The sequence below is a fragment of the Bradyrhizobium sp. Kon58 genome, assembly GCF_055807455.1.
On the sequence record NZ_JBVVOT010000001.1, the window covers coordinates 438,433 to 457,415 of the forward strand.

An 18,983-nucleotide genomic window follows, 5' to 3' on the forward strand; every position below is an offset into this window, starting at 1 on the left:
GAGGCGATGAAACCGCTTTCGCCTCTCGCCACCGCATGGACCCGTTCGAAGCCGCCTTTGCTGCGGTTTCTGGACAATTGCCTCAACGAATTCTCGGCGGAGACCTCGGGCGCGGTCGCCGACTACATTCCCGAGCTCGGCAAGGCCGATCCTGCCTGTTTCGGCATCAGCCTCGCGACCCTGGACGGTCATGTCTACGAGGTCGGCGACTCCAGGGCGCCCTTCACCATCCAGTCGATGTCAAAGCCGTTTGTGTTCGCACTGGCGCTGGACCTGCTCGGCGCAAACAGGGTCGAGAGCGCGATCGGCGTCGAGCCTTCCGGCGATCCCTTCAACTCGATCCGGCTCAACTCGGAGAACCATCCGTTCAACCCGATGGTCAATGCCGGCGCCATCGCGTGCACCGGGCTGATCCACGACAGCAAGGGTCCGGACGCTTTCGAGCACATTCGCCTCGCGCTCGGTCGGTTTGCCGGCCGCGACCTCGCCGTCGACGAGGCCGTCTACGCTTCCGAAAGCCAGACCGGCGACCGCAATCGCGCCATCGGCTATCTCCTCAAGACCAATGCGGTGATCTCGGACAATGTCGCCGCCGTGCTCGACGTCTATTTCCGGCAATGCGCGGTGCTGGTCACCGCGCGCGACATCGCCGTGATGGCGGCAACCCTCGCCAACCGCGGCGTCAACCCCGTCACCGGCGAGCAGGTGCTGACGCCGTATGCGATCTCGCGCACGCTCTCGGTGATGACGTCGTCGGGCATGTACGACTATGCCGGCGAATGGATCTACCGGATCGGCATCCCCGCCAAGAGTGGCGTCGGCGGCGGAATTCTCGCCGCCCTCCCCGCTCGCCTCGGGCTCGGCAGCTATTCGCCAAGACTCGACAAGCACGGCAACAGCGTGCGCGGCATCAAGGTGTGCGAGGCGCTGTCCTCGCATTACGATTTGCACATGCTCAACCGCAGCGACGACGCGCGCAACGCCGTCATCGCCGATTACGACATCGGCAAGAGTCCGTCGCGGCGCGTGCGCCGCCCGCAGGAGCGCGATATTCTCGCAGCCCACGAGCAGGAGGTGAGGATCATCGAGCTGGTCGGCACGCTGTCGCTGTCGGCGGTTGACTATGTCTCGCGCCGGCTTGCGGGTCGGCCGCGGCCGCAATTCGTGATCTTCGATCTCCACCGCGTCACCTCCACCACACGCGCCGGGGCGCGGCTGGTGGCCGAAGCGTTCGAGGAACTCGCGGCGCTGAATGTGACCGTCGTACTGTCAGGCGTCAGGCGCGCCTCTAAGGAATGGGACAGCCTGCGGGAATGGACCGCCGAGCTCAAGAACGTCCGCGACTTCTATTTGCTCGACACCGCGATCGAATGGGCCGAAGACCAGATCATCTATCGGTACGGAGGCTCGATCGATTTCCACGAGACCACCGAGCTTGCCGAGCAGCCGCTGCTGGCCGGCATGAGCGAGGAAGAGCTGACCGACCTCGCCTCCATCTGCACGATCCGGACCTATCAGTCTGGCGCGAAAATCCTCACCACTGGCGCCGCGGCCGATTCCCTGTTCTTCCTGCGCAGCGGCGCGGTGCATGTCACCCTGCCGGACGGCGTGCGGCTGGCGACGCTCACCGCCGGCATGGCCTTCGGCGAAATGGCCCTGATCGAGACCACTCGCTCCGCCGACGTGTTCGCGGACATGGCGGCGACGGCGTTCGAGGCGCCCCTGAAAGCGTTTGAGCGCTTCCGTAAGCAGCACCCCCACGCCAGCGAACGCATCATGCGCAATCTGGCGCAGCTTCTCGCCGACCGCCTGATCGTCGCCAACGCCAGGGTGGATATCTTGACGTCGACCTGAGCGGCCTAGCGGCTCGCCGCCTCGCTGATCCGCCGCTTGATCTTGGCGGCACTGGTCTTGAGCAGCTCGGATGGCTGCTGGCCGGTCGCCACGCACAGGCATGCCCAGTAATAGATGACATCACCCAGTTCATCGACGAGGCCGGCCTGATCGAGCCAGTCATCGCGGAGCAGCTTCTTGATGTGCTCGGCCACCTCGCCGGATTCGCCGGCGAGACCGAGGCCCAGATAGGCCAGCCGTTCGTTGGACGGACGCTCATCGACTTTCGCAATCGTTGCAGCCCAGGCGGCATATTCATCGATCGTCATGAGCATCCCTCACAGCAATGCCTCGATCAGCCTACCACTTCGGTGACCGGCTGAAGGTCGATCTCAAAGGTCTCCAGAAACTTTGATGTCATGATGTAGAAGCCGACCGAGAGCTGCAGCTCGACAAGCGCGGCCGACGTCAGTTTCGATGAGATCGCCTTGAAGGTCGCATCCGTCGGCTTGTTCAATTTCACGATCTCGTCGGTGAAGGCGAGCGCGGCACGCTGGGTCTCGTCGAAACAGCTCGCGGTCTGCCAGTTCTCGAGCGCCTCATTCTGCTCGTCGGTGACGCCGACATTCTTGCCGATGCGCTTGTGCGCGACGATCTCATACGGCGCCTCGCACAGGATGCCAGTGCGAGTGATCGCGAGCTCACGCACGATCGGATCGAGCTCGCCCTTGTGGCGGATGGCGCCGCCGAGCCGGCAGTATTGCTCGAAATAGCTCGGCGAATGCGACATCATCCGGAAGATGTTGGCATTACGGTTCTTGTCGAGGATTTCGCGGGTGCGGTCGGATGCTTTGGATGGGTCGCTGTAGTTGATGCGGGCCATGATTTTCCTGAAGTTTTTCCCTAAGCCTTTGATGCTTTTTGTCGTTAGCGGCGAAAGTTCCACGAAACTGTATTCTTGCGCGTCCGCAGGAGCAACAACATCGAGTCAAAATGCCGCCGCATTGCTGAACGACCTTGGGACAGTCGATATTCGCCGCGTGGGGACTTGATCGCGGCGGATACTCGCAAGGGGTGTTCCGAGTAAAAACAATTGGCCGTTGGGCGCTAACCGCGCATCGATGAGTCACGCCCAAGTCTAGGGAGAAAACGGCATGAAGGAAGCCACCAAGGGGGCTGCCTCGGAAGCGTTCGCGCATATGCTGGCGGTGATGGCGATGCTCGTCATCGCCAGCATCCTGTTCTACGGGCGCTAGTTAAGAGTCGGATGAGAGCTTTCGTCATTCCGGGGTGGCCCTCGCACAGGCCAGGCCCAGAATTCCCGTTCCAGGCTCGGTCTCTCAGGACCGCCCCCGAATGACGGATCCCACCGTTTGCTTTGCTGCGGTAGCCCGGATGGAGTGCAGCGCAATCCGGGAAAGTCTGTCGGTGAGGTGAAAACCCGGATTTCGCTTCGCTCCATCCGGGCTACATTCGAGCATCCAAAGTTCGCTATCTGTCTTTGGCAAAGAACGGCACAATCTTTCCGGCGAACAGCTTGAAGCTCGCATTGACCTCATCGCCGATGGCGAGATCATTCTCACCATGCGCCATCATGCGAAAACCCTCGGCGCAATCGACCAGCAGGATGTTGTAGGGCACGTGCGCGCGCGTCTCGGGCGTGGCGGCGCGGCAGACCAGCGACGTCGCGTAGACCGTGCCCTTGCCGCTGGCGCGCTGCGCGCGCGGATCGGACGCGCCGCAGGCCGCGCAGAAGGCGCGACGAAAATACTGCACATGGCTGCATGCGGTGCAGGTCTGAAAGGTGATGACCTGCTCACCTTGGGTCCAATCCGCGATTCGCTCGCTCATCGCGCCCGCTCCAGGAACATGCTGACGTGAGACGACAGCACGCCGCCATCGCCGTGCAGCAGCGCGATCGAGGCGTCGCGCACCTGACGATTCGCCGCCCGCCCCGTCATCTGCGTATGGGCCTCGACCAGATGCGCCATGGCGCCACCGACGCCGCAATGACCGTAGCTGAGCAGGCCACCGTGGGTGTTCAGCGGCATCGCGCCGTCGCGGCTGAAATGGCCGGCGCGCACGCGCTCGGCTGCCTCGCCGCGGCCAGCGAGGCCGAGATCTTCCAGCAGCATCGCGAGCGTGATCGTAAAGCTGTCGTAGATCGCCGCGTAGCGCACGTCGGAAATCGCGAGGCCGGTGGCCTCCCTGGCGCGGGCGACGGAGATCTCGGCACCGAGCTCGCTTAAGCGCGGCGCGGCGGTGACGTGCTGATGGGTATGGGCCTGGGCACAGCCGCGAATGCGCACGCCGGCCTCCCCGGTCCGCTCACGGCTGATGACGAAGGCGGCACCGCCGTCGGACACCGGGCAGCAATCGAGCAGCTTCAGCGGCATCGCCACCGCCTTCGACGCCATGACGTCGGAAACAGTGATGGCATCACGGAATTGCGCACCGGGATGGGTGCAGGCGTGGGCGCGCATCAGCACCGCGAATTCGGCGAGATCTTCTTCCGTCACGCCGTATTCGTGCATGTATCTGTTGGCGACCAGACCGTAATAGGCGGGAATGGTCGGGCCGAGCGGCATCTCGTAGTCGGGATGGCCGACCTGCGCCAGCGCCTGGATCGAGGCATCGCGGCTCTGCCCGGTGAGACGGTTCTCGCCGGCGACGACGAGCACATTGCGGGCGATGCCTGCTTCGACGAGATGATGGGCGAGCATGGTCATCGCGAGCCCGGTCGCGCCGCCGACCTGGACGGCATGGGCGTAAGCGGGCCGGATGCCAAAATGCTCGGCAAAGACGGTCGCCAGCATGATGTGCGGCGAGACGGTGGAATAGCCGCAGAGGATGCCGTCGATCTCGGCGCGCTCGAGCCCGGCATCGTCGAGCGCGGCCTGCGCGGCCTTGCTCATTAGGTCGAGCGAGGACGAGCCTTCGTGCCTGCCGAAAGGCGTGAGGCCGACGCCGGTGATGAAGCTCACGGGCGCACCTGCGCATCGTCATTCTGGGGCGGCGAACGGGTGACGCCTTCGCGGACCATGGCATCGATCTCGTCGGCGGAATAGCCGACCTCACGCAGGATTTCCGCGCCGTGCTCGTTCAGCTGCGGCGCGAGCCGCACCGGTTCGGCTTCGGTCTCGGACCAGGTCGCCGTCACCCTCATGCTCCGAATCGGCCCTTCGGTTGGATGGTTCACCACCGGAAAGAAGTTGGTCGCTTCCAGATGCTCGTCGTGCAGCATCGACGCGAGGTCGTGCATCGGCATCACAGGCACGTCGGCCTTGGTGAGCAGGTCGATCCATTCCGCCGTGGAACGCGTCTCGAAGATGCGCGCGAGCTCGGCATAGACGACGTCGATATTGGCGGCGCGGCCGGCGAATGTCGCGAACATCGCGTCGGCCCGCAGATCGTCGCGTCCCGTCGCCTTGAAGAAGTTCTCCCACTGCTTGTCGTTGTAGACGATGACGCTGAGATAGCCGTCCGACGTCTTGTAGGGCCGGCGGTCGCGCGAGAGATGGCGGGCGTAACCGCCTTTGTCGAGCGGGGGCTCGTAGGTGAGCCCGCCCATGTGATCGCCCATGACGAAGCCGGCCATGGTCTCGAACATCGGGATGTCGACGCGCTGACCGCGTCCGGTGCGGTCGCGGTGCACGAGGCTGGCGCAGATCGCGCCGACGGCGGTCAAGCCTACGATGCGATCGACCAGTGCGTTCGGCACATAGCGCGGCACGCCGTCACCGGTCTGCGCCATCAAGGCCGGCAGCGCGGTGGCGCCCTGGATCAGATCGTCATAGGCGGGTTTTGCAGCATACGGCCCGTCCTGGCCGAAGCCGAACACGCCGGCATAGACCAGACGCGGATTGATCTTAGCAACAACGTCATAGCCCAGTTGAAGCCGCGCCATCGCCTGCGGGCGGACATTGTATACGAGAACGTCGGCGTCTTTCAGCAAGCGCAGCACGGCCTCGCGGCCGGCGGGCTTCTTCAGGTCGAGGCAGATCGAGCGCTTGCTGCGGTTGGTGTTGAGGAACACCGGGCCCATGCCGGCGTGCCGCATCGGACCGATCAGGCGGGTGACGTCGCCGTCCAGAGATTCCACCTTGATGACGTCTGCGCCGTAGTCGCCGAGCATCTGGGTCGCATAGGGCCCCATCAGCACGGTGGTCATGTCGACGACCTTGATGCCCTTCAGCGGTCCCATCGTTCGCTCCCGATTGCGCGGGCTCAAATGACCCCGCGATTTCGGTCCAGCTAACGGCAGCGGCGTCGCGTGCGCAAGGGCGGCCGGCGTATGGCCGCATGCGCCGGCGGCGAAGGGCCGCTATTTCTTCTGACGGGATTCGCGAATCTTGAGGAGACGGTCGAGCTCCTCGTTCTGATGGTTGATGCGGTCCGCGATCCGCGACTCGTTCTGCTCACCCGAGGCGGCCGCGGCCTGCTCGATGAGCTGGCGGATATTGTCCTCGAGAATCGCGATGCGATCGTTGAGTGCGTCCATCGACAGCGAATCTTCGTAGTCATTGCTCATGATGCATGTCCCGCGAATCAATCAGAGCCGTAGGGTGGGCAAAGCGAAGCGTGCCCACCATGATCTAGCGCAAAGGCCGTAGGATGGATTAGCCGAAGGCATAATCCACCAACTTTGTCGCCGAGGAAAGAAAGGTGGTGGGTTACGCCGAGCAGATGCGCGTCGCGCATCTGCAGGGCTAACCCACCCTACGCAACCTTACTTCAACGGCTCCAGCACGGAGACGTAGTTGGCAACCGCCGCACCACCCATGTTGAAGATGCCGCCGAGCTTTGCATTCTTGAGCTGCATGCCCTCGGGCGCTTGCCCAGCGAGCTGCATCGCGGTCATCACGTGCATGGAGACGCCGGTGGCGCCGATCGGATGGCCCTTGGCCTTCAGACCGCCGGACGGATTGACCGGCAGCTTGCCATCCTTGAGCGTCCAGCCTTCCTTGATGGCGCGGGCGCCCTGCCCCCTCGGCGTCAGGCCCATCGCTTCGTACTCGATCAGCTCGGCGACGGTGAAGCAGTCATGGGTCTCGACGAAGGAGAGATCGGAAAGTGTAACGCCCGCCTTCTCCAGCGCGCGCTGCCAGGCGACCGTGCAGCCCTCGAACTGGAGGATGTCGCGCTTGGACATCGGCAGGAAATCCTGGGCGTGCGCGGTGGCGCGGAAGCCGATCGACTTGCTCATGCCCTTGGCGGTTTCCGCGTCGGCCAGCACCAGGGCAGCGGCACCGTCTGAGACCAGCGAGCAGTCGGTGCGCTTCAGGGGGCCGGCAACGTAGGGGTTCTTCTCGCTCTCGGCGCGGCAGAACTCGAAGCCAAAGTCCTTGCGCATCTGGGCGAAGGGATTGGCGACGCCGTTCTTGTGGTTCTTGGCCGCGATCAGCGCCAGTGCGTCGGACTGGTCGCCGTATTTCTGGAAATAGGAGCTGGCGATCTTGCCGAACACGCCGGCGAAGCCGCCGACGGTGTCGCCGTCCTCAGGCAGATAGGACGCCTTGAGCAGGTTCTTGCCGATCTCCGGCCCCGGCGTGCGCGTCATCTGTTCGACGCCGACGACGAGGACAATCCTGGCCGCGCCGGCCGCGATCGCGCGCACGCCCTGATGGACGGCGGCGGAGCCGGTGGCGCAGGCGTTCTCAACCCGGGTCGCCGGCTTGAAGCGCAGCTGCGGGTCGGCCTGGAGCACCAGCGAGGCGGTAAAATCCTGGGGCGAGAAGCCAGCATTGAAATGACCGAGCACGATCTCGTCGACATCGCCAGCCGAAATGCCGGCATCCGCCAGCGCCTCATTGGCGACCTTCACCACGAGGCTTTCCACGGTCTCGGTGTCGAACTTGCCGAACGGCGTATGCGCCCATCCGACGATACTGGCGGTCATGGTCTTTCTCCCTGGCGGTCTCTTGCTGACCTAAGTCTTAGCCCAGCGATGGCAAGACTTCACGCGGGTTTAAGGGCCTGGAGGGTGCGCTGGCAGATGGCAGTTATGCCGGCCCAGTTCCCGGCCCTAATCTCCGCCGCCGGGCACAGCCAGGAACCGCCGACCGCGACCACATTGGGCTCCGCGAGCCAGGTTGCCGCATTGGCCTCGCCGACCCCGCCGGTCGGGCAGAACCGCACGTTCCGGAACGGCCCACCCAGCGAGCGCAGCCCCTTGATGCCGCCGGCCTGCTCGGCCGGGAAAAATTTTGCAATGTCGAAGCCGTAGGACAGCGCCATCATCAGCTCGGACGCGGTGGCGATACCCGGCGCAAACGGCAAGGAGCTATGGGTGGCGGCCTTCAACAGGTCCGGGGTCAAGCCCGGGCTGATGCCGAACGCGACGCCGAGCTTCTCGACACGCGTAAAGTCGGCCGGATTGAGAATCGTGCCGATGCCGACGATCGCCTCGGGCACCTCGGCCATCATCGCCCTCGCAGCCTCGATCGCAACAGGGGTACGCATGGTCACCTCCAGCGTACGGACGCCGCCGGCCACCAGCGCACGCGCCAGCGGCACCGCATCCTGGATACGCTCGATGGTGAGGACGGGAATGACGGTCGCGGCCTTGAACAGCGCGGCGAGGTGGTTCTGTTGGGCAGTCGTGGTCATCTTGGCTTTCGTTTCACTTGGTCGCTTGACGCGTCGTCGCCGACCGGTGCCGTTTCTTCGGCGGCATGGCATAACCCGGAATGATGGCGCCGGAATAGCAGATCACGAGGCTGGCGAGGCGGTGCCCGGCCTGGGCGGCCTCGACCGGGTCGGAACCGGCAAGCCGCGCCGCGATATAGGCCGCCGCAAAGCTGTCGCCGGCCGCGGTGGTGTCGACCACGGGTTTGGTCATGGGCTCGGCGCGGACCTCGTAGGGCCCCCCGGGAAAGCGCAGCAGGCTGACCGGCTCCGCGAGCCGGAACACCAGCTCGGGACTCGGGATGCGCGCCATCAACTGCTCGTGGCTCTCGCCGGGATAGAGGGCGAGCAGATCCTCGGTCGAGGTCAGCACGATGTCGGCAGCCGCGAAGGCGGCTGAAAACACCTCGCGCGCGACGTCGTGATCGGGCCATCCCCGCGCACGGAAATTGGTGTCGAACACGAAGCGGGTGCCGAGCAGGCGCGCGCGCTTGATCGCCGCGAACAGACGCTCGCGCCCGGCCGCGTCGTAGATCGAGAGCGTGATGGCAGAGAGATAGATGATGTCGTAGCTCATCAGGGAGTTGAGGAGATCGTCCGTCTCCGGCAGATTCATCAGCTGGCGCGCCGCCGCACTGTCGCGCCAGTGGAAGAACTGGCGCTCGCCCTTCGCGTCCAGCTGGATCATGTAGAGGCCGGGCAGCTTGCCGGGCAGCCGCGCGACGCGCCTCGTGCCGACGCCCTCGGCAGTCCAGGCCGCGATCATCTCATCGCTCAGGGCATCGTCGCCGAGCGCCGTGAGATAATCGACCTTGACCTCGAGCCGCGCGAGGTACACGGCCGTATTGAGAGTGTCGCCGCCGAATCCACGCGAGTAGAGGCCCCCGCCCTGCCCGCTGGAATGTCCGGCGGATTGTCCACCCTGGGCCTGCCGGAGCTCGACCATGCATTCGCCGATGCAAGCAACGCTCGCCATCACTTTACCCGCTCAGTCAGAGATCACGCGACGAATTTGCCGCCGAGCTCGTCTTCGATGTGAATGCGGATGATGTCGTCGAAAGTCTTCTCGGCGGTGGTGAAGCCGAGCTCGAGCGACCGCTTTGCATTGAAGTTGCGTGGCCAGCCGCCGACGATGCCGACGATGAAAGGATCGGGCTCCCGCTTGATGCGGGCGGCGACCTTGTCGCCGGCAACGCGTTTCAGCGCAGCGATCTGCTCGCCAACCGTCGCCGACAGGCCCGGCATGGTCAAATTACGGCGCGGCCCCACCGCGGCGAGGTCCATGGTGCCGGCATGCAGCAGGAAGCCGACGGCGGAGCGCGGCGTGGCATGCCAGTGGCGGACGTCCTCGGACACGGGAAGGACCACTTCCTTGCCGGCCAGCGGCTCGCGCAGGATGTTGGAGAAGAAGCCCGATGCCGCCTTGTTGGGCAAGCCGGGCCTGATGCAGATGGTCGGCAGGCGGATGCCGATGCCGTCGAGGAAGCCGCGGCGGGAATAGTCGGCCAGCAGCAATTCACCGATCGCCTTCTGCGTACCGTAGCTCAGAAGCGGCGTGTGGAAGAACTCGTCGCCGATGGCATCGGGGAACGGCGCGCCGAACACCGCGATCGAGGACGTGAAGACCACGCGCGGCTTGTAGCCGCCGCCCGCGAGCCTGACGGCATCGAGCAGCATCCGCGTGCCGTCGAGATTGATGCGGTAGCCCTTGTCGAAATCGAGCTCGGCCTCGCCCGAGACGATCGCGGCGAGATGAAAGATCACGTCCGGACGGCCGGCGATCAGCTTTTCGGCCGCACCCGGCACGGCGAAATCGCTCGAAACTGTCTCGACGGCAAAGCCGGCTTTTTCCGGCGTCTTCGGCTCGACCACGTCATGCATGGTCAGCTTGGTGATATCGCTCTTGCCGAGCCGGCCGTCGCGCAACAGCCGTTCGCACAATTTGCGGCCGACCATGCCGGCGGCGCCCAGAACCAGAATGTGCAAGAGCCTACTCCTTTTTATTGGCCGGAACGCGCCGATTTCGGCGATTCGTCCTGGCGCGCTCTCAAGGCAGGCCCCGCGATCATTCCTTCACGGCGCCGGTCATCGCCGACACATAGTACTCCACGAAGAAGGAATAAAGGATAACTACGGGAACCGAGCCGGTCAGAGCCGCCGCCATCAACGCGCCCCAATGGTAGACGTCGCCATTGACGAGCTCGGTGATCGCGCCGACGGGGATCGTCTTGTTCTCGGACGAGGAGATGAAGGTCAGCGCGTAGATGAACTCGTTCCAGGATAGCGTGAAGGCGAAGATGCCCGCCGAGATCACGCCCGGCAGCGACAGCGGCAGCGTGATCTTCATCAGAATCTGCAGCCGTGTCGCCCCGTCGATCAGCGCACACTCCTCCAGCTCATAGGGGATGGTGCGGAAATAGCCCATCAGCAGCCAGGTGCAGAACGGGATCAGGAAGGTCGGATAGGTCAGGATCAGCGCCAGATTGCCGTCGAACAGGCCGAGCTGAAACACGATCGCCGCCAGCGGAATGAACAGGATCGAGGGCGGCACGAGATAGCCGAGGAAGATCGCAAGGCCGACATAGCGCGAGCCCTTGTAGCGCAGGCGCTCGATCGCGTAGGCGGCGCAGACGCTGGCGAACAGCGAAATGAAGGTCGACGACACCGAGACGATCACGGTGTTCCACATCCAGAGCGGATAGTCGGTGTCGAAGAACAGCTTCTTGATGTGCTCCAGCGTCGGGTGCACGATCCAGAACGGATTGTACTTTTCGTAGTCGTACATTTCCGCGTCCGGCTTGAACGTCGCGACCGCCATCCAGTAGAACGGGAACAGCAGGAAGAAGATGATCAAGCCGAGCGGAAGGTAGACCCGAAAAAACTTCCGAGGGAAGCTCTCGAGGTAGTCCATTCCGACGCTTTGGTCGTCTGCCGTGGTCATTGTCAGTCCCTCCCGCCCTGCTGCCAGCGGGAACGCTGAAGCCCAAAGAAGCTGAGCAGGATCGCCGCGACCAGGAACGGAATCATCGCGTTCGAGATCGCCGCGCCCTCGCCCAGATTGCCGCCGGTGATGGCACGCTGGAACGACAGCGTCGCCATCAGATGGGTGGAGTTGATCGGCCCACCCCGCGTGATGGTGTAGATGAGCTGGAAGTCGGTGAAGGTCATCAGCACCGAGAACGTCATCACGACCGCGATGATCGGCGACAGCATCGGCAGCGTGATGTGGCGGAAGCGCTGCAGATTGGTGGCGCCGTCGAGATTGGCGGCCTCATAGAGCGAGGGCGAGATGGTCTGTAATCCCGCCAGCAGCGTGATCGCCACGAAGGGCACGCCACGCCAGATATTGGCGGCAACGACCGACCAGCGCGCATTCCAGGGATCGCCGAGGAAGTCGATATAGCGTGTGATCAGGCCGGCCTTGATCAACACCCAGGAGATGATCGAGAACTGGCTGTCATAGATCCACCAGAACGCGATCGCAGAGAGCACCGTCGGCACGACGAAGGGCAACAGGACGATGGCGCGGACCATCGACTTCATCGGCAGCCGTTCGTTGAGCAGCAGCGCCAAATAGAGGCCGATGGCGAATTTCACCGCGCTGGCGGCGACCGTGTAGAAGATGGTGTTGAACACCGAAAGCCAGAACACCGAGTCCTTCGCCAGCGAGACGAAATTCTGGAAGCCGATGTAGCGCCCGGCGCCACCGATCTTGGTGTCGGTCATGCCGAGCCAGAAGCCCAGCGCCAGCGGGTAGGCCAGAAACAGGATGAGGATGGCGATCGCCGGCACCATGAACATCGCGCCGAGGAAATGCCGGCTCTCGAATGCTCTGGTCCACAAGCTGCTGCGCTTGACCTGCGCGACAGTGGACTCGGCCATAACTGCCATGTCGGATTCCCCTTGACGAAAAGTCGCGGCGTCCGGCGAACCGGACGCCGCGTAGATTGGAGCTGATCAGACCTGGTAGTAGCGCTTGGCGCGCTCGGCCGCGCGCGCGGCTGCCGCCTTCGGCGTCACGGAGCCCGACGCGGCTTCCGCGAACATGTCGACGACGACGAAGTCGCCCATGACGGCGGCGGAGGCATAGCCGAGATCGCCGGCATAGCCGTTGTCGCGGCAGCGCTTCAGGCAGTCGCGATACGGCGTGATCTTGGGATCCGACGTCCAAACCGGGTTGTCGTTGTAGGCCGGCAGCGGCGGCGACACGTAGCCGTTGGAGGAGACCTCCCAGGCGTCGTAGTTCGCCTTGTCCATCATGAACTTGATGTATTCCTTGACCGCCTTGGGGTACTTGGAGTGCTTGTAACCGTAATAGACGAGCACGTTCTGCTGCTCGGTCGACACGCCCACGGGACCGATCGGCATCGGCGCGTGGTTCATGTCCTTGGCGATTTCCTGCTGCTTCGGATCGGTCGAGTTCTTTCCGACGGTCCAGATCGAGATGCCGTTCAGCGTCAGGCTGAGCTCGCCGTTGAGGAACGCCTTGTTGTTGTTCGAGTCGTTCCACGACAGCACGCCGGGGATGAAGGTCTCGTAGAGCTGCTTGACGTATTCGAGCGCGGCGATCGTCTCCGGCGAGTCGATCACGACCTCGTTCTTGTCGTTGACGACCTTGCCGCCGAAGGCCCACAGCGCCCACTGGCACCAGCCGTTGGCGTCGCCCGTGGCGTGGCCGAGCGCGAAGCCGGCCGGCGTGTTGTTCTTCTTCAGCGCCTGGCAGAGCTTGAGGAAGCCGGCGGTGTCCTTGGGAAATTCATCGAAGCCGGCGGCCTTCACGTGGCTGACGCGGTAGTTCAGGCAGCCGCCGGTCGCGCCCTGCGGAATGGCGATCCAGCTGTTGCCCTTCTTGCCGTAGCGTTCGGCAACCGGATACCAGCCGCCATACTGCGCGCCGAGATAGTCGGCGACGTCAGTCATGTCGATCAGCTTTTCCGGGAATTTGTGGGGATCATCGAGCGTGCCGATGATCAGGTCGGGACCGGCGCCGACATTGGCGGCGACCGCAGCTTTCGGGCGGATGTCCTCCCAGCTCTCGGCCTCGAGCTTGATCTTGACGCCGGTCTTCTCGGAGAACGCCTTGGTCTGCTCGGCGAATTTGTCGAACTCGGCCTGAATGAACTGCTTCCAGCGCAAGACGCGGATGGAAGCGTTCGGCTCGGGCGTGTTGGTCCACTCCGCCGCGCGCACCGGGACGATGCCCGGGCCGGCCAGCAGCGCCGCGCCGCCCAGACCGACTTTAAGCACACTTCGCCTGTCGAAATCGCTCATCGTTCTCTCCCTAATTTTATATTTGTATTGGGTCGTCTTGTATTGGGCAGTTCTACTTGGGCAGTTCTTCGGCGTCGCTACACGCGTTTGCCCGTCGCCTCGTCGAACAGATGAATCACGGAGGGATCGGGCTTCAGCTTGACCTTGTCACCCGGATTGAACTGGTGACGTTCGCGGAAGACCGCGACGACCTGCTCACCGCCGAGCTTCGCAAACACCTGCGTTTCCGAGCCGGTCGGTTCGACCACCACGATCTCGGCATCGGCGCCGTCGTCAGCGATGGTGAAATGCTCGGGACGCACGCCGTAAACGACAGGACGCCCGTCGGACGCCGCCGGCGCGTTCCTGAGCGGCAGCTTGACCCCATTCGGCCCCTCAAAGGTCGCAACGCCGTTGACGCGCACATGCCCCTTCAGGAAGTTCATGGACGGCGAGCCGATGAAGCCGGCGACGAACTGGTTCTCGGGCTTGTCGTAGAGCTCGAGCGGCGTACCCATCTGCTCGACGATGCCATCGTGCATGACGACGATCTTGTCGGCCATGGTCATGGCCTCGATCTGATCGTGAGTGACGTAGACCGTCGTGGTCTTCAGCCGCTGGTGCAGCTCCTTGATCTCGGTACGCATGGCGACGCGCAGCTTGGCGTCGAGGTTCGACAAGGGCTCGTCGAACAGGAACACCTGCGGATCGCGCACGATGGCGCGGCCCATGGCGACGCGCTGGCGCTGGCCGCCGGAGAGCTGGCGGGGATAGCGTTCGAGCAGCGGCGACAGAGCAAGGATCTCGGCGGCGCGCTTGACGCGTTTGTTGATCTCTTCGGTGCTCTCGCCCCGCAGCTTCATCGAGAAGCCCATGTTCTCGCCGACCGTCATGTGCGGATAGAGCGCGTAGTTCTGGAACACCATCGCAATGTCCCGCTCCTTGGGCTGGACATTGTTGACGACGCGGTCGCCGATCGAGATCGTGCCTGAGGTGATGTTCTCGAGACCGGCGAGCATGCGCAGAAGCGTCGACTTGCCGCAGCCGGAGGGGCCAACCAGGACGACGAACTGGCCGTCCTCGATCGGAATCGAAACGCCGTGCAGGACTTCAAAATTGCCGAACGATTTCCGCACGTCGCGGATTTGCACAGACGACATCTAGCTCCCTCCTCGAAAGTCCACGACGCATCTCGCGCCGCGACCGTCTTGTTTTTTCAGACTTCACCGACGAAGCCCAACCTTAGCGGGCGACATTGTCGGCAGTTTGTGCGGTTTTGGCAATTTGTCTTTGGTTAGTCTGTGCTGGTAGCGCTGTCAACGTTCCTTTGTTTGCGAGAGTGAGTGTGTTAAGAGCAGCAAATGGGTCGAAACCGCACCAAGTCAGGCAAAATCCGGCTGGCGGAAGTCGCCGAGCTCGCCGGCGTAAGCCCGATCACGGCGTCCCGCTTCTTCCGCAATCCCGAGGCGCTGTCGGTCGCCAAGCGGACCCGGGTCGAGAGCGCGGCCAGGGAGCTCGGCTATGTGCCGAACCTGGCGGCACGTGCGTTGGCCTCGCAGCGCACCGAGGTGATCGGTGTCTTGATTCCGTCACTGACCAATAATGTGTTCTCCGACGTGCTGCGCGGCATCTACGACGCCTCCGAAAACAGCCGTTACTCGATCCAGCTGTCCAACACACGCTACAGTATTCTCCAGGAGGAGAAGCTGCTGCGGCTGTTTCTTGCGCAGAAGCCGGCCGGGCTGATCGTCACCGGCATCGACCAGACCACGGAATCGCGCGCGATGCTCGATGCCGCCGACTGCCCGATCGTGCAAATCATGGAGATCGGACCCCATCCGGTCGACATGATGATCGGCTTTTCGCACTATGACGCAGCCCGTGCGGCGGTTGCGCATCTGTTCGCGCAAGGTCACCGCAAGATCGGCTTCGTCGGCGCGCGGATGGATCCGCGGGTGCAGCGGCGGCTCGACGGATATGTCTCGGCCATGAAGGACGCAGGACTGTTCGAGCAACGCCTCGTCGTGACGACGGCGACACCGACCTCGGTAACGCTCGGCGGCGCCCTGTTCACCGATCTCCTGGCGCGGGAGCCCGGCATGGACGCGGTGTTCTGCGCCAATGACGACCTCGCGCTGGGTGTGCTGTTCGAATGCAGGCGCCGCGAGATCGCCATCCCCGAACAGATCGCGATCGTCGGCTTCAACGATCTCGAATTCATGGCCTCCGCCGTCCCGACTCTCACGAGCGTGCGCACCAATCGCTACGAGATGGGCAACACGGCCGCCAGCATGTTGATCGACGCGATCGACGGACGGCGCCCGGAGCATCCGGTGCTCGATCTCGGCTTCAAGGTGATCGAGCGGCAAAGCTCGTTGGCCCGGCGGTCGGACAACCGGCCAGCCGCTTCAGGCACGGGCGCTGCGAACAAAATGGTAGCGTTACCAAGCGGCCATGATTAGTATCGGATTTGTGAGGAAACGACCCGCCAGCGGGCAGGCAAATCGTCGCTCGCGCCGTTGGGCATCGCACAAGCCGATACCATAAAACGGACGCCAGTGCGTTTGCATTGCAGGAGAAACCAATGACAAAAAAACCAACTAATGGGCATGCCCCCGCCGGCAACGGCGCTCGCCGCCACCTCCGCTCGCAGGAATGGTTCAACAATCCGCATAACCCGGGCATGACCGCGCTCTATATGGAGCGCTATTTGAACTATGGTCTCACCCGCTCCGAGCTCCAGTCCGGCAAACCGATCATCGGCATCGCGCAGACCGGCAACGACCTCTCCCCCTGCAACCGCCACCATATCGAGCTTGCCCATCGCGTCCGCGAAGGCATCCGCGAGGCCGGCGGCATTGCGATGGAATTCCCGACCCATCCAATCCAGGAGACCGGCAAGCGCCCGACTGCGGCGCTCGACCGCAACCTCGCTTATCTGGGCCTCGTCGAAATCCTCTACGGCTATCCGCTTGACGGCGTGGTGCTGACCACCGGCTGCGACAAGACCACCCCGGCCTGCATGATGGCGGCAGCGACCGTCAACCTACCCGCGATCGTGCTGTCGGGCGGGCCGATGCTGAACGGCTGGCACAATGGCGAGCGCACTGGCTCCGGCACCATCGTCTGGAAGTCGCGCGAGCGGCTCGCCGCCGGCGAGATCGACTATGAAGAGTTCATGGAGATCGTGGCGTCCTCGGCGCCCTCGGTCGGCCATTGCAACACCATGGGCACCGCCTCCACCATGAACGGGCTCGCGGAAGCGCTCGGCTTCTCCCTGCCGGGCTGTGCGGCGATCCCCGCTCCCTACCGCGAGCGCGGCCAGATCGCCTACGAGACGGGAAAGCGTATCGTCGACATGGTCTGGGAAGACCTCAAGCCTTCGGACATCCTGACCCGCGAGGCGTTCGAGAACTGCATCGTGATCAACTCGGCGATCGGCGGCTCGACCAACGCGCCGATCCACATCAACGCGCTGGCGCGCCACATCGGCGTCGAGCTCTCGATCGACGACTGGCAGAAGGTCGGCCACGACGTGCCGCTGCTGGTCAACATGCAGCCGGCCGGCTTCTATCTCGGCGAGGAATTCCACCGCGCCGGCGGCGTGCCGGCCGTGGTACGCGAATTGATGAAGCACAAGCGGATCCACGAGAACGCTGTCACGGTCAACGGCCGCGGCATCGGCGAGAACTGCGCCAATGCGCCAAAGCCGGACAACGACGTGATCTGGGCTTACGACAAGCCGCTGGTGAAGGACGCCGGCTTCCTGGTGCTGAAGGGCAATTTGTTCGATTCCGCGATCATGAAGACCAGCGTGATCTCCAAGGAATTCCGCGATCGCTACCTCAGCAATCCGACCGATCTCAATGCCTTCGAGGGCCGCGCCGTCGTGTTCGAGGGGCCTGAGGACTATCACGAGCGGATCGACGATCCCTCGCTCGAGATCGACGAGCGCTGCGTGCTGTTCATCCGCGGCACCGGCCCGATCGGCTATCCCGGCGGCGCCGAGGTCGTGAACATGCAGCCGCCTGCGGCGCTGATCAAACGCGGCATCATGTCCCTCCCCTGCATCGGTGACGGCCGGCAGTCGGGCACCTCGGGCTCGCCTTCGATCCTCAATGCTTCGCCGGAAGCCGCCGCCAATGGCGGGCTCGCGATCCTCAGGAACGGCGACAAGGTGCGCGTCGATCTGAACAAGGGCAGCGCCAACATTCTTATCTCCGACGACGAGGTGAAGAAGCGCCATGCCGAGCTCAAGGCCAATGGCGGCTTCAAGCATCCGCCGAACCAGACGCCGTGGCAGGAGCTTTATCGCAACACCGTCGGCCAGCACGCGACCGGCGCCTGCATGGAGCTCGCCACGCGCTACCAGAACGTCGCCGGCAGCTTTGGTGTGGCGCGGGATAATCACTGAGTTAGGAACACGTAGCCCGGGTGAGCGAAGCGACACCCGGGACATCCGCTCCCGGATATCGCGCTCGCGCGCTCATCCGGGCTACGGCACTGAGTATCAAGGAGAACAACAAATGGCAGACCGCCTCAAGGGAAAGCGCGCCGTCATCACGGCTGCAGCGGCAGGCATCGGACGCGCATGCGCCATCGCATTCGCGCGTGAAGGCGCAACCGTCATCGCCACCGACATCAACGAGAGCGGCATCGCGGGCCTGACCAAGGAAGGTATCGCCGAGGTCGCCAAGCTCGACGTCCGCAACACCGCCGACGTCAACGCCTTCGCCAAGCGCGTCGGCAAGGTCGACATCCTGCTCAACGCGGCCGGCTTCGTGCACCACGGCACCATCCTCGAATGCTCGGAAGAGGATTTTGATTTCTCGTTCGACCTCAACGTCAAGTCGATGCACCGGACGATCAGGGCCTTCCTGCCGGACATGCTCGCGGGCGGCGGCGGCAGCATCGTCAACATCTCCTCCTGCGCGGCGCTGCGGCCGCCGGCCAACCGCTACGTCTACAGCGCCTCGAAGGCCGCGGTGTCGCTGCTGACGCGCGCGGTCGCGCTCGACTTCATCACCAAGGGCATCCGCTGCAACAGCATCTGCCCGGGCACCGTCGAGACGCCTTCGATGCTCGACCGCGCCGCGGCGCAAGGGCCGCAGGGCAAGGAGATGTTCGTCTCCCGCCAGAAGATGGGCCGGCTCGGCACCGCCGACGAGATCGCGTCCATGGCGGTCTATCTCGGCAGTGACGAGAGCGCCTTCACCACCGGCGTCGACCTCGTCGTCGACGGCGGCTACATGCTCTGACGCCAAGGCATCCAG

Annotated in this window: 18 protein-coding genes; 4 read left to right on the forward strand and 14 right to left on the reverse strand. The window is 63.9% G+C overall.

Annotation, left to right across the window (positions count from 1 at the left end):
* The first annotated feature begins 6 nt into the window (after positions 1-6).
* A complete protein-coding gene (gene glsA, locus AC0L20_RS02215; protein ID WP_473287248.1) occupies positions 7-1,854 on the forward strand; it encodes a glutaminase A in 1,848 nt (615 codons plus the stop codon).
* 5 nt (positions 1,855-1,859) lie between these two features.
* Here glsA and AC0L20_RS02220 read toward each other — a convergent pair whose 3' ends face one another.
* The 14 genes from AC0L20_RS02220 to AC0L20_RS02285 all read right to left on the reverse strand — a co-directional run bounded on the left by AC0L20_RS02220 (position 1,860) and on the right by AC0L20_RS02285 (position 14,870).
* Entirely contained in the window at positions 1,860-2,162 is a 303-nt protein-coding gene (locus tag AC0L20_RS02220; protein ID WP_007609049.1) for a nucleoside triphosphate pyrophosphohydrolase family protein, read from the reverse strand.
* 26 nt (positions 2,163-2,188) lie between these two features.
* Positions 2,189-2,716, reverse strand: coding sequence for a carboxymuconolactone decarboxylase family protein (locus AC0L20_RS02225; protein ID WP_473287249.1), 528 nt, complete (start codon positions 2,714-2,716; stop codon positions 2,189-2,191).
* Between the two features lie 608 nt (positions 2,717-3,324).
* A complete protein-coding gene (locus AC0L20_RS02230) occupies positions 3,325-3,684 on the reverse strand; it encodes a Zn-ribbon domain-containing OB-fold protein (RefSeq protein ID WP_473287250.1) in 360 nt (119 codons plus the stop codon).
* Positions 3,681-4,817: a thiolase family protein gene (locus tag AC0L20_RS02235; RefSeq protein WP_473287251.1), complete on the reverse strand. Its 1,137-nt coding sequence runs from the start codon at positions 4,815-4,817 to the stop codon at positions 3,681-3,683. The genes AC0L20_RS02230 and AC0L20_RS02235 overlap by 4 nt, the downstream gene beginning before the upstream one ends.
* On the reverse strand, positions 4,814-6,037 hold the full coding sequence (locus AC0L20_RS02240) for a CaiB/BaiF CoA transferase family protein (RefSeq protein ID WP_473287252.1): 1,224 nt from the start codon (positions 6,035-6,037) through the stop codon (positions 4,814-4,816). The genes AC0L20_RS02235 and AC0L20_RS02240 overlap by 4 nt, the downstream gene beginning before the upstream one ends.
* A 120-nt stretch (positions 6,038-6,157) precedes the next feature.
* Positions 6,158-6,364: a hypothetical protein gene (locus tag AC0L20_RS02245; protein WP_473287253.1), complete on the reverse strand. Its 207-nt coding sequence runs from the start codon at positions 6,362-6,364 to the stop codon at positions 6,158-6,160.
* 198 nt (positions 6,365-6,562) lie between these two features.
* Complete coding sequence (locus AC0L20_RS02250; protein ID WP_007592314.1) at positions 6,563-7,732, reverse strand: acetyl-CoA acetyltransferase; 1,170 nt, start codon at positions 7,730-7,732, stop codon at positions 6,563-6,565.
* A gap of 59 nt (positions 7,733-7,791) precedes the next feature.
* Complete coding sequence (eda, locus tag AC0L20_RS02255) at positions 7,792-8,442, reverse strand: bifunctional 4-hydroxy-2-oxoglutarate aldolase/2-dehydro-3-deoxy-phosphogluconate aldolase (protein ID WP_473287254.1); 651 nt, start codon at positions 8,440-8,442, stop codon at positions 7,792-7,794.
* A gap of 13 nt (positions 8,443-8,455) precedes the next feature.
* Complete coding sequence (locus tag AC0L20_RS02260; RefSeq protein ID WP_473287255.1) at positions 8,456-9,436, reverse strand: sugar kinase; 981 nt, start codon at positions 9,434-9,436, stop codon at positions 8,456-8,458.
* A 23-nt stretch (positions 9,437-9,459) separates the two neighbouring features.
* Positions 9,460-10,446: a D-erythronate dehydrogenase gene (gene denD, locus AC0L20_RS02265; protein WP_473287256.1), complete on the reverse strand. Its 987-nt coding sequence runs from the start codon at positions 10,444-10,446 to the stop codon at positions 9,460-9,462.
* Positions 10,447-10,525: 79 nt separating this feature from the next.
* The gene (locus AC0L20_RS02270; protein WP_007592322.1) at positions 10,526-11,401 is read right to left on the reverse strand and encodes a carbohydrate ABC transporter permease; all 876 of its coding nucleotides are present in this window, start codon (positions 11,399-11,401) and stop codon (positions 10,526-10,528) included.
* 2 nt (positions 11,402-11,403) lie between these two features.
* On the reverse strand, positions 11,404-12,351 hold the full coding sequence (locus AC0L20_RS02275) for a carbohydrate ABC transporter permease (RefSeq protein ID WP_456764775.1): 948 nt from the start codon (positions 12,349-12,351) through the stop codon (positions 11,404-11,406).
* 66 nt (positions 12,352-12,417) lie between these two features.
* On the reverse strand, positions 12,418-13,731 hold the full coding sequence (locus AC0L20_RS02280) for an ABC transporter substrate-binding protein (protein WP_027517383.1): 1,314 nt from the start codon (positions 13,729-13,731) through the stop codon (positions 12,418-12,420).
* A gap of 77 nt (positions 13,732-13,808) precedes the next feature.
* Positions 13,809-14,870, reverse strand: a complete 1,062-nt coding sequence (locus tag AC0L20_RS02285) for an ABC transporter ATP-binding protein (RefSeq protein ID WP_007592328.1) — start codon at positions 14,868-14,870, stop codon at positions 13,809-13,811.
* Positions 14,871-15,071: 201 nt separating this feature from the next.
* Between AC0L20_RS02285 and gntR the strand changes: the two genes are divergently transcribed.
* The 3 genes from gntR to AC0L20_RS02300 all read left to right on the forward strand — a co-directional run bounded on the left by gntR (position 15,072) and on the right by AC0L20_RS02300 (position 18,968).
* On the forward strand, positions 15,072-16,172 hold the full coding sequence (gntR, locus tag AC0L20_RS02290) for an HTH-type transcriptional regulator GntR (RefSeq protein ID WP_473287257.1): 1,101 nt from the start codon (positions 15,072-15,074) through the stop codon (positions 16,170-16,172).
* A 122-nt stretch (positions 16,173-16,294) separates the two neighbouring features.
* Positions 16,295-18,124 (forward strand): IlvD/Edd family dehydratase, encoded by a 1,830-nt coding sequence (locus AC0L20_RS02295; RefSeq protein ID WP_473287258.1) that lies wholly within the window; start codon positions 16,295-16,297, stop codon positions 18,122-18,124.
* A 112-nt stretch (positions 18,125-18,236) separates the two neighbouring features.
* Positions 18,237-18,968 (forward strand): SDR family oxidoreductase, encoded by a 732-nt coding sequence (locus AC0L20_RS02300; protein WP_456764778.1) that lies wholly within the window; start codon positions 18,237-18,239, stop codon positions 18,966-18,968.
* Positions 18,969-18,983 lie beyond the last annotated feature (15 nt).

What these genes read in the sequence shown, in the direction of transcription:
- AC0L20_RS02250 (WP_007592314.1), bottom strand. Translation starts at nt 7,732, where the DNA reads ATGACCGCCAGTATCGTCGGATGGGCGCATACGCCGTTCGGCAAGTTC.
- eda (WP_473287254.1), bottom strand. Translation starts at nt 8,442, where the DNA reads ATGACCACGACTGCCCAACAGAACCACCTCGCCGCGCTGTTCAAGGCC.
- AC0L20_RS02230 (WP_473287250.1), bottom strand. Translation starts at nt 3,684, where the DNA reads ATGAGCGAGCGAATCGCGGATTGGACCCAAGGTGAGCAGGTCATCACC.
- AC0L20_RS02270 (WP_007592322.1), bottom strand. Translation starts at nt 11,401, where the DNA reads ATGACCACGGCAGACGACCAAAGCGTCGGAATGGACTACCTCGAGAGC.
- AC0L20_RS02225 (WP_473287249.1), bottom strand. Translation starts at nt 2,716, where the DNA reads ATGGCCCGCATCAACTACAGCGACCCATCCAAAGCATCCGACCGCACC.
- glsA (WP_473287248.1), top strand. Translation starts at nt 7, where the DNA reads ATGAAACCGCTTTCGCCTCTCGCCACCGCATGGACCCGTTCGAAGCCG.
- gntR (WP_473287257.1), top strand. Translation starts at nt 15,072, where the DNA reads ATGGGTCGAAACCGCACCAAGTCAGGCAAAATCCGGCTGGCGGAAGTC.
- AC0L20_RS02220 (WP_007609049.1), bottom strand. Translation starts at nt 2,162, where the DNA reads ATGACGATCGATGAATATGCCGCCTGGGCTGCAACGATTGCGAAAGTC.
- AC0L20_RS02260 (WP_473287255.1), bottom strand. Translation starts at nt 9,436, where the DNA reads ATGGCGAGCGTTGCTTGCATCGGCGAATGCATGGTCGAGCTCCGGCAG.
- AC0L20_RS02285 (WP_007592328.1), bottom strand. Translation starts at nt 14,870, where the DNA reads ATGTCGTCTGTGCAAATCCGCGACGTGCGGAAATCGTTCGGCAATTTT.
- AC0L20_RS02295 (WP_473287258.1), top strand. Translation starts at nt 16,295, where the DNA reads ATGACAAAAAAACCAACTAATGGGCATGCCCCCGCCGGCAACGGCGCT.
- AC0L20_RS02275 (WP_456764775.1), bottom strand. Translation starts at nt 12,351, where the DNA reads ATGGCAGTTATGGCCGAGTCCACTGTCGCGCAGGTCAAGCGCAGCAGC.
- AC0L20_RS02245 (WP_473287253.1), bottom strand. Translation starts at nt 6,364, where the DNA reads ATGAGCAATGACTACGAAGATTCGCTGTCGATGGACGCACTCAACGAT.
- AC0L20_RS02280 (WP_027517383.1), bottom strand. Translation starts at nt 13,731, where the DNA reads ATGAGCGATTTCGACAGGCGAAGTGTGCTTAAAGTCGGTCTGGGCGGC.
- AC0L20_RS02240 (WP_473287252.1), bottom strand. Translation starts at nt 6,037, where the DNA reads ATGGGACCGCTGAAGGGCATCAAGGTCGTCGACATGACCACCGTGCTG.
- AC0L20_RS02300 (WP_456764778.1), top strand. Translation starts at nt 18,237, where the DNA reads ATGGCAGACCGCCTCAAGGGAAAGCGCGCCGTCATCACGGCTGCAGCG.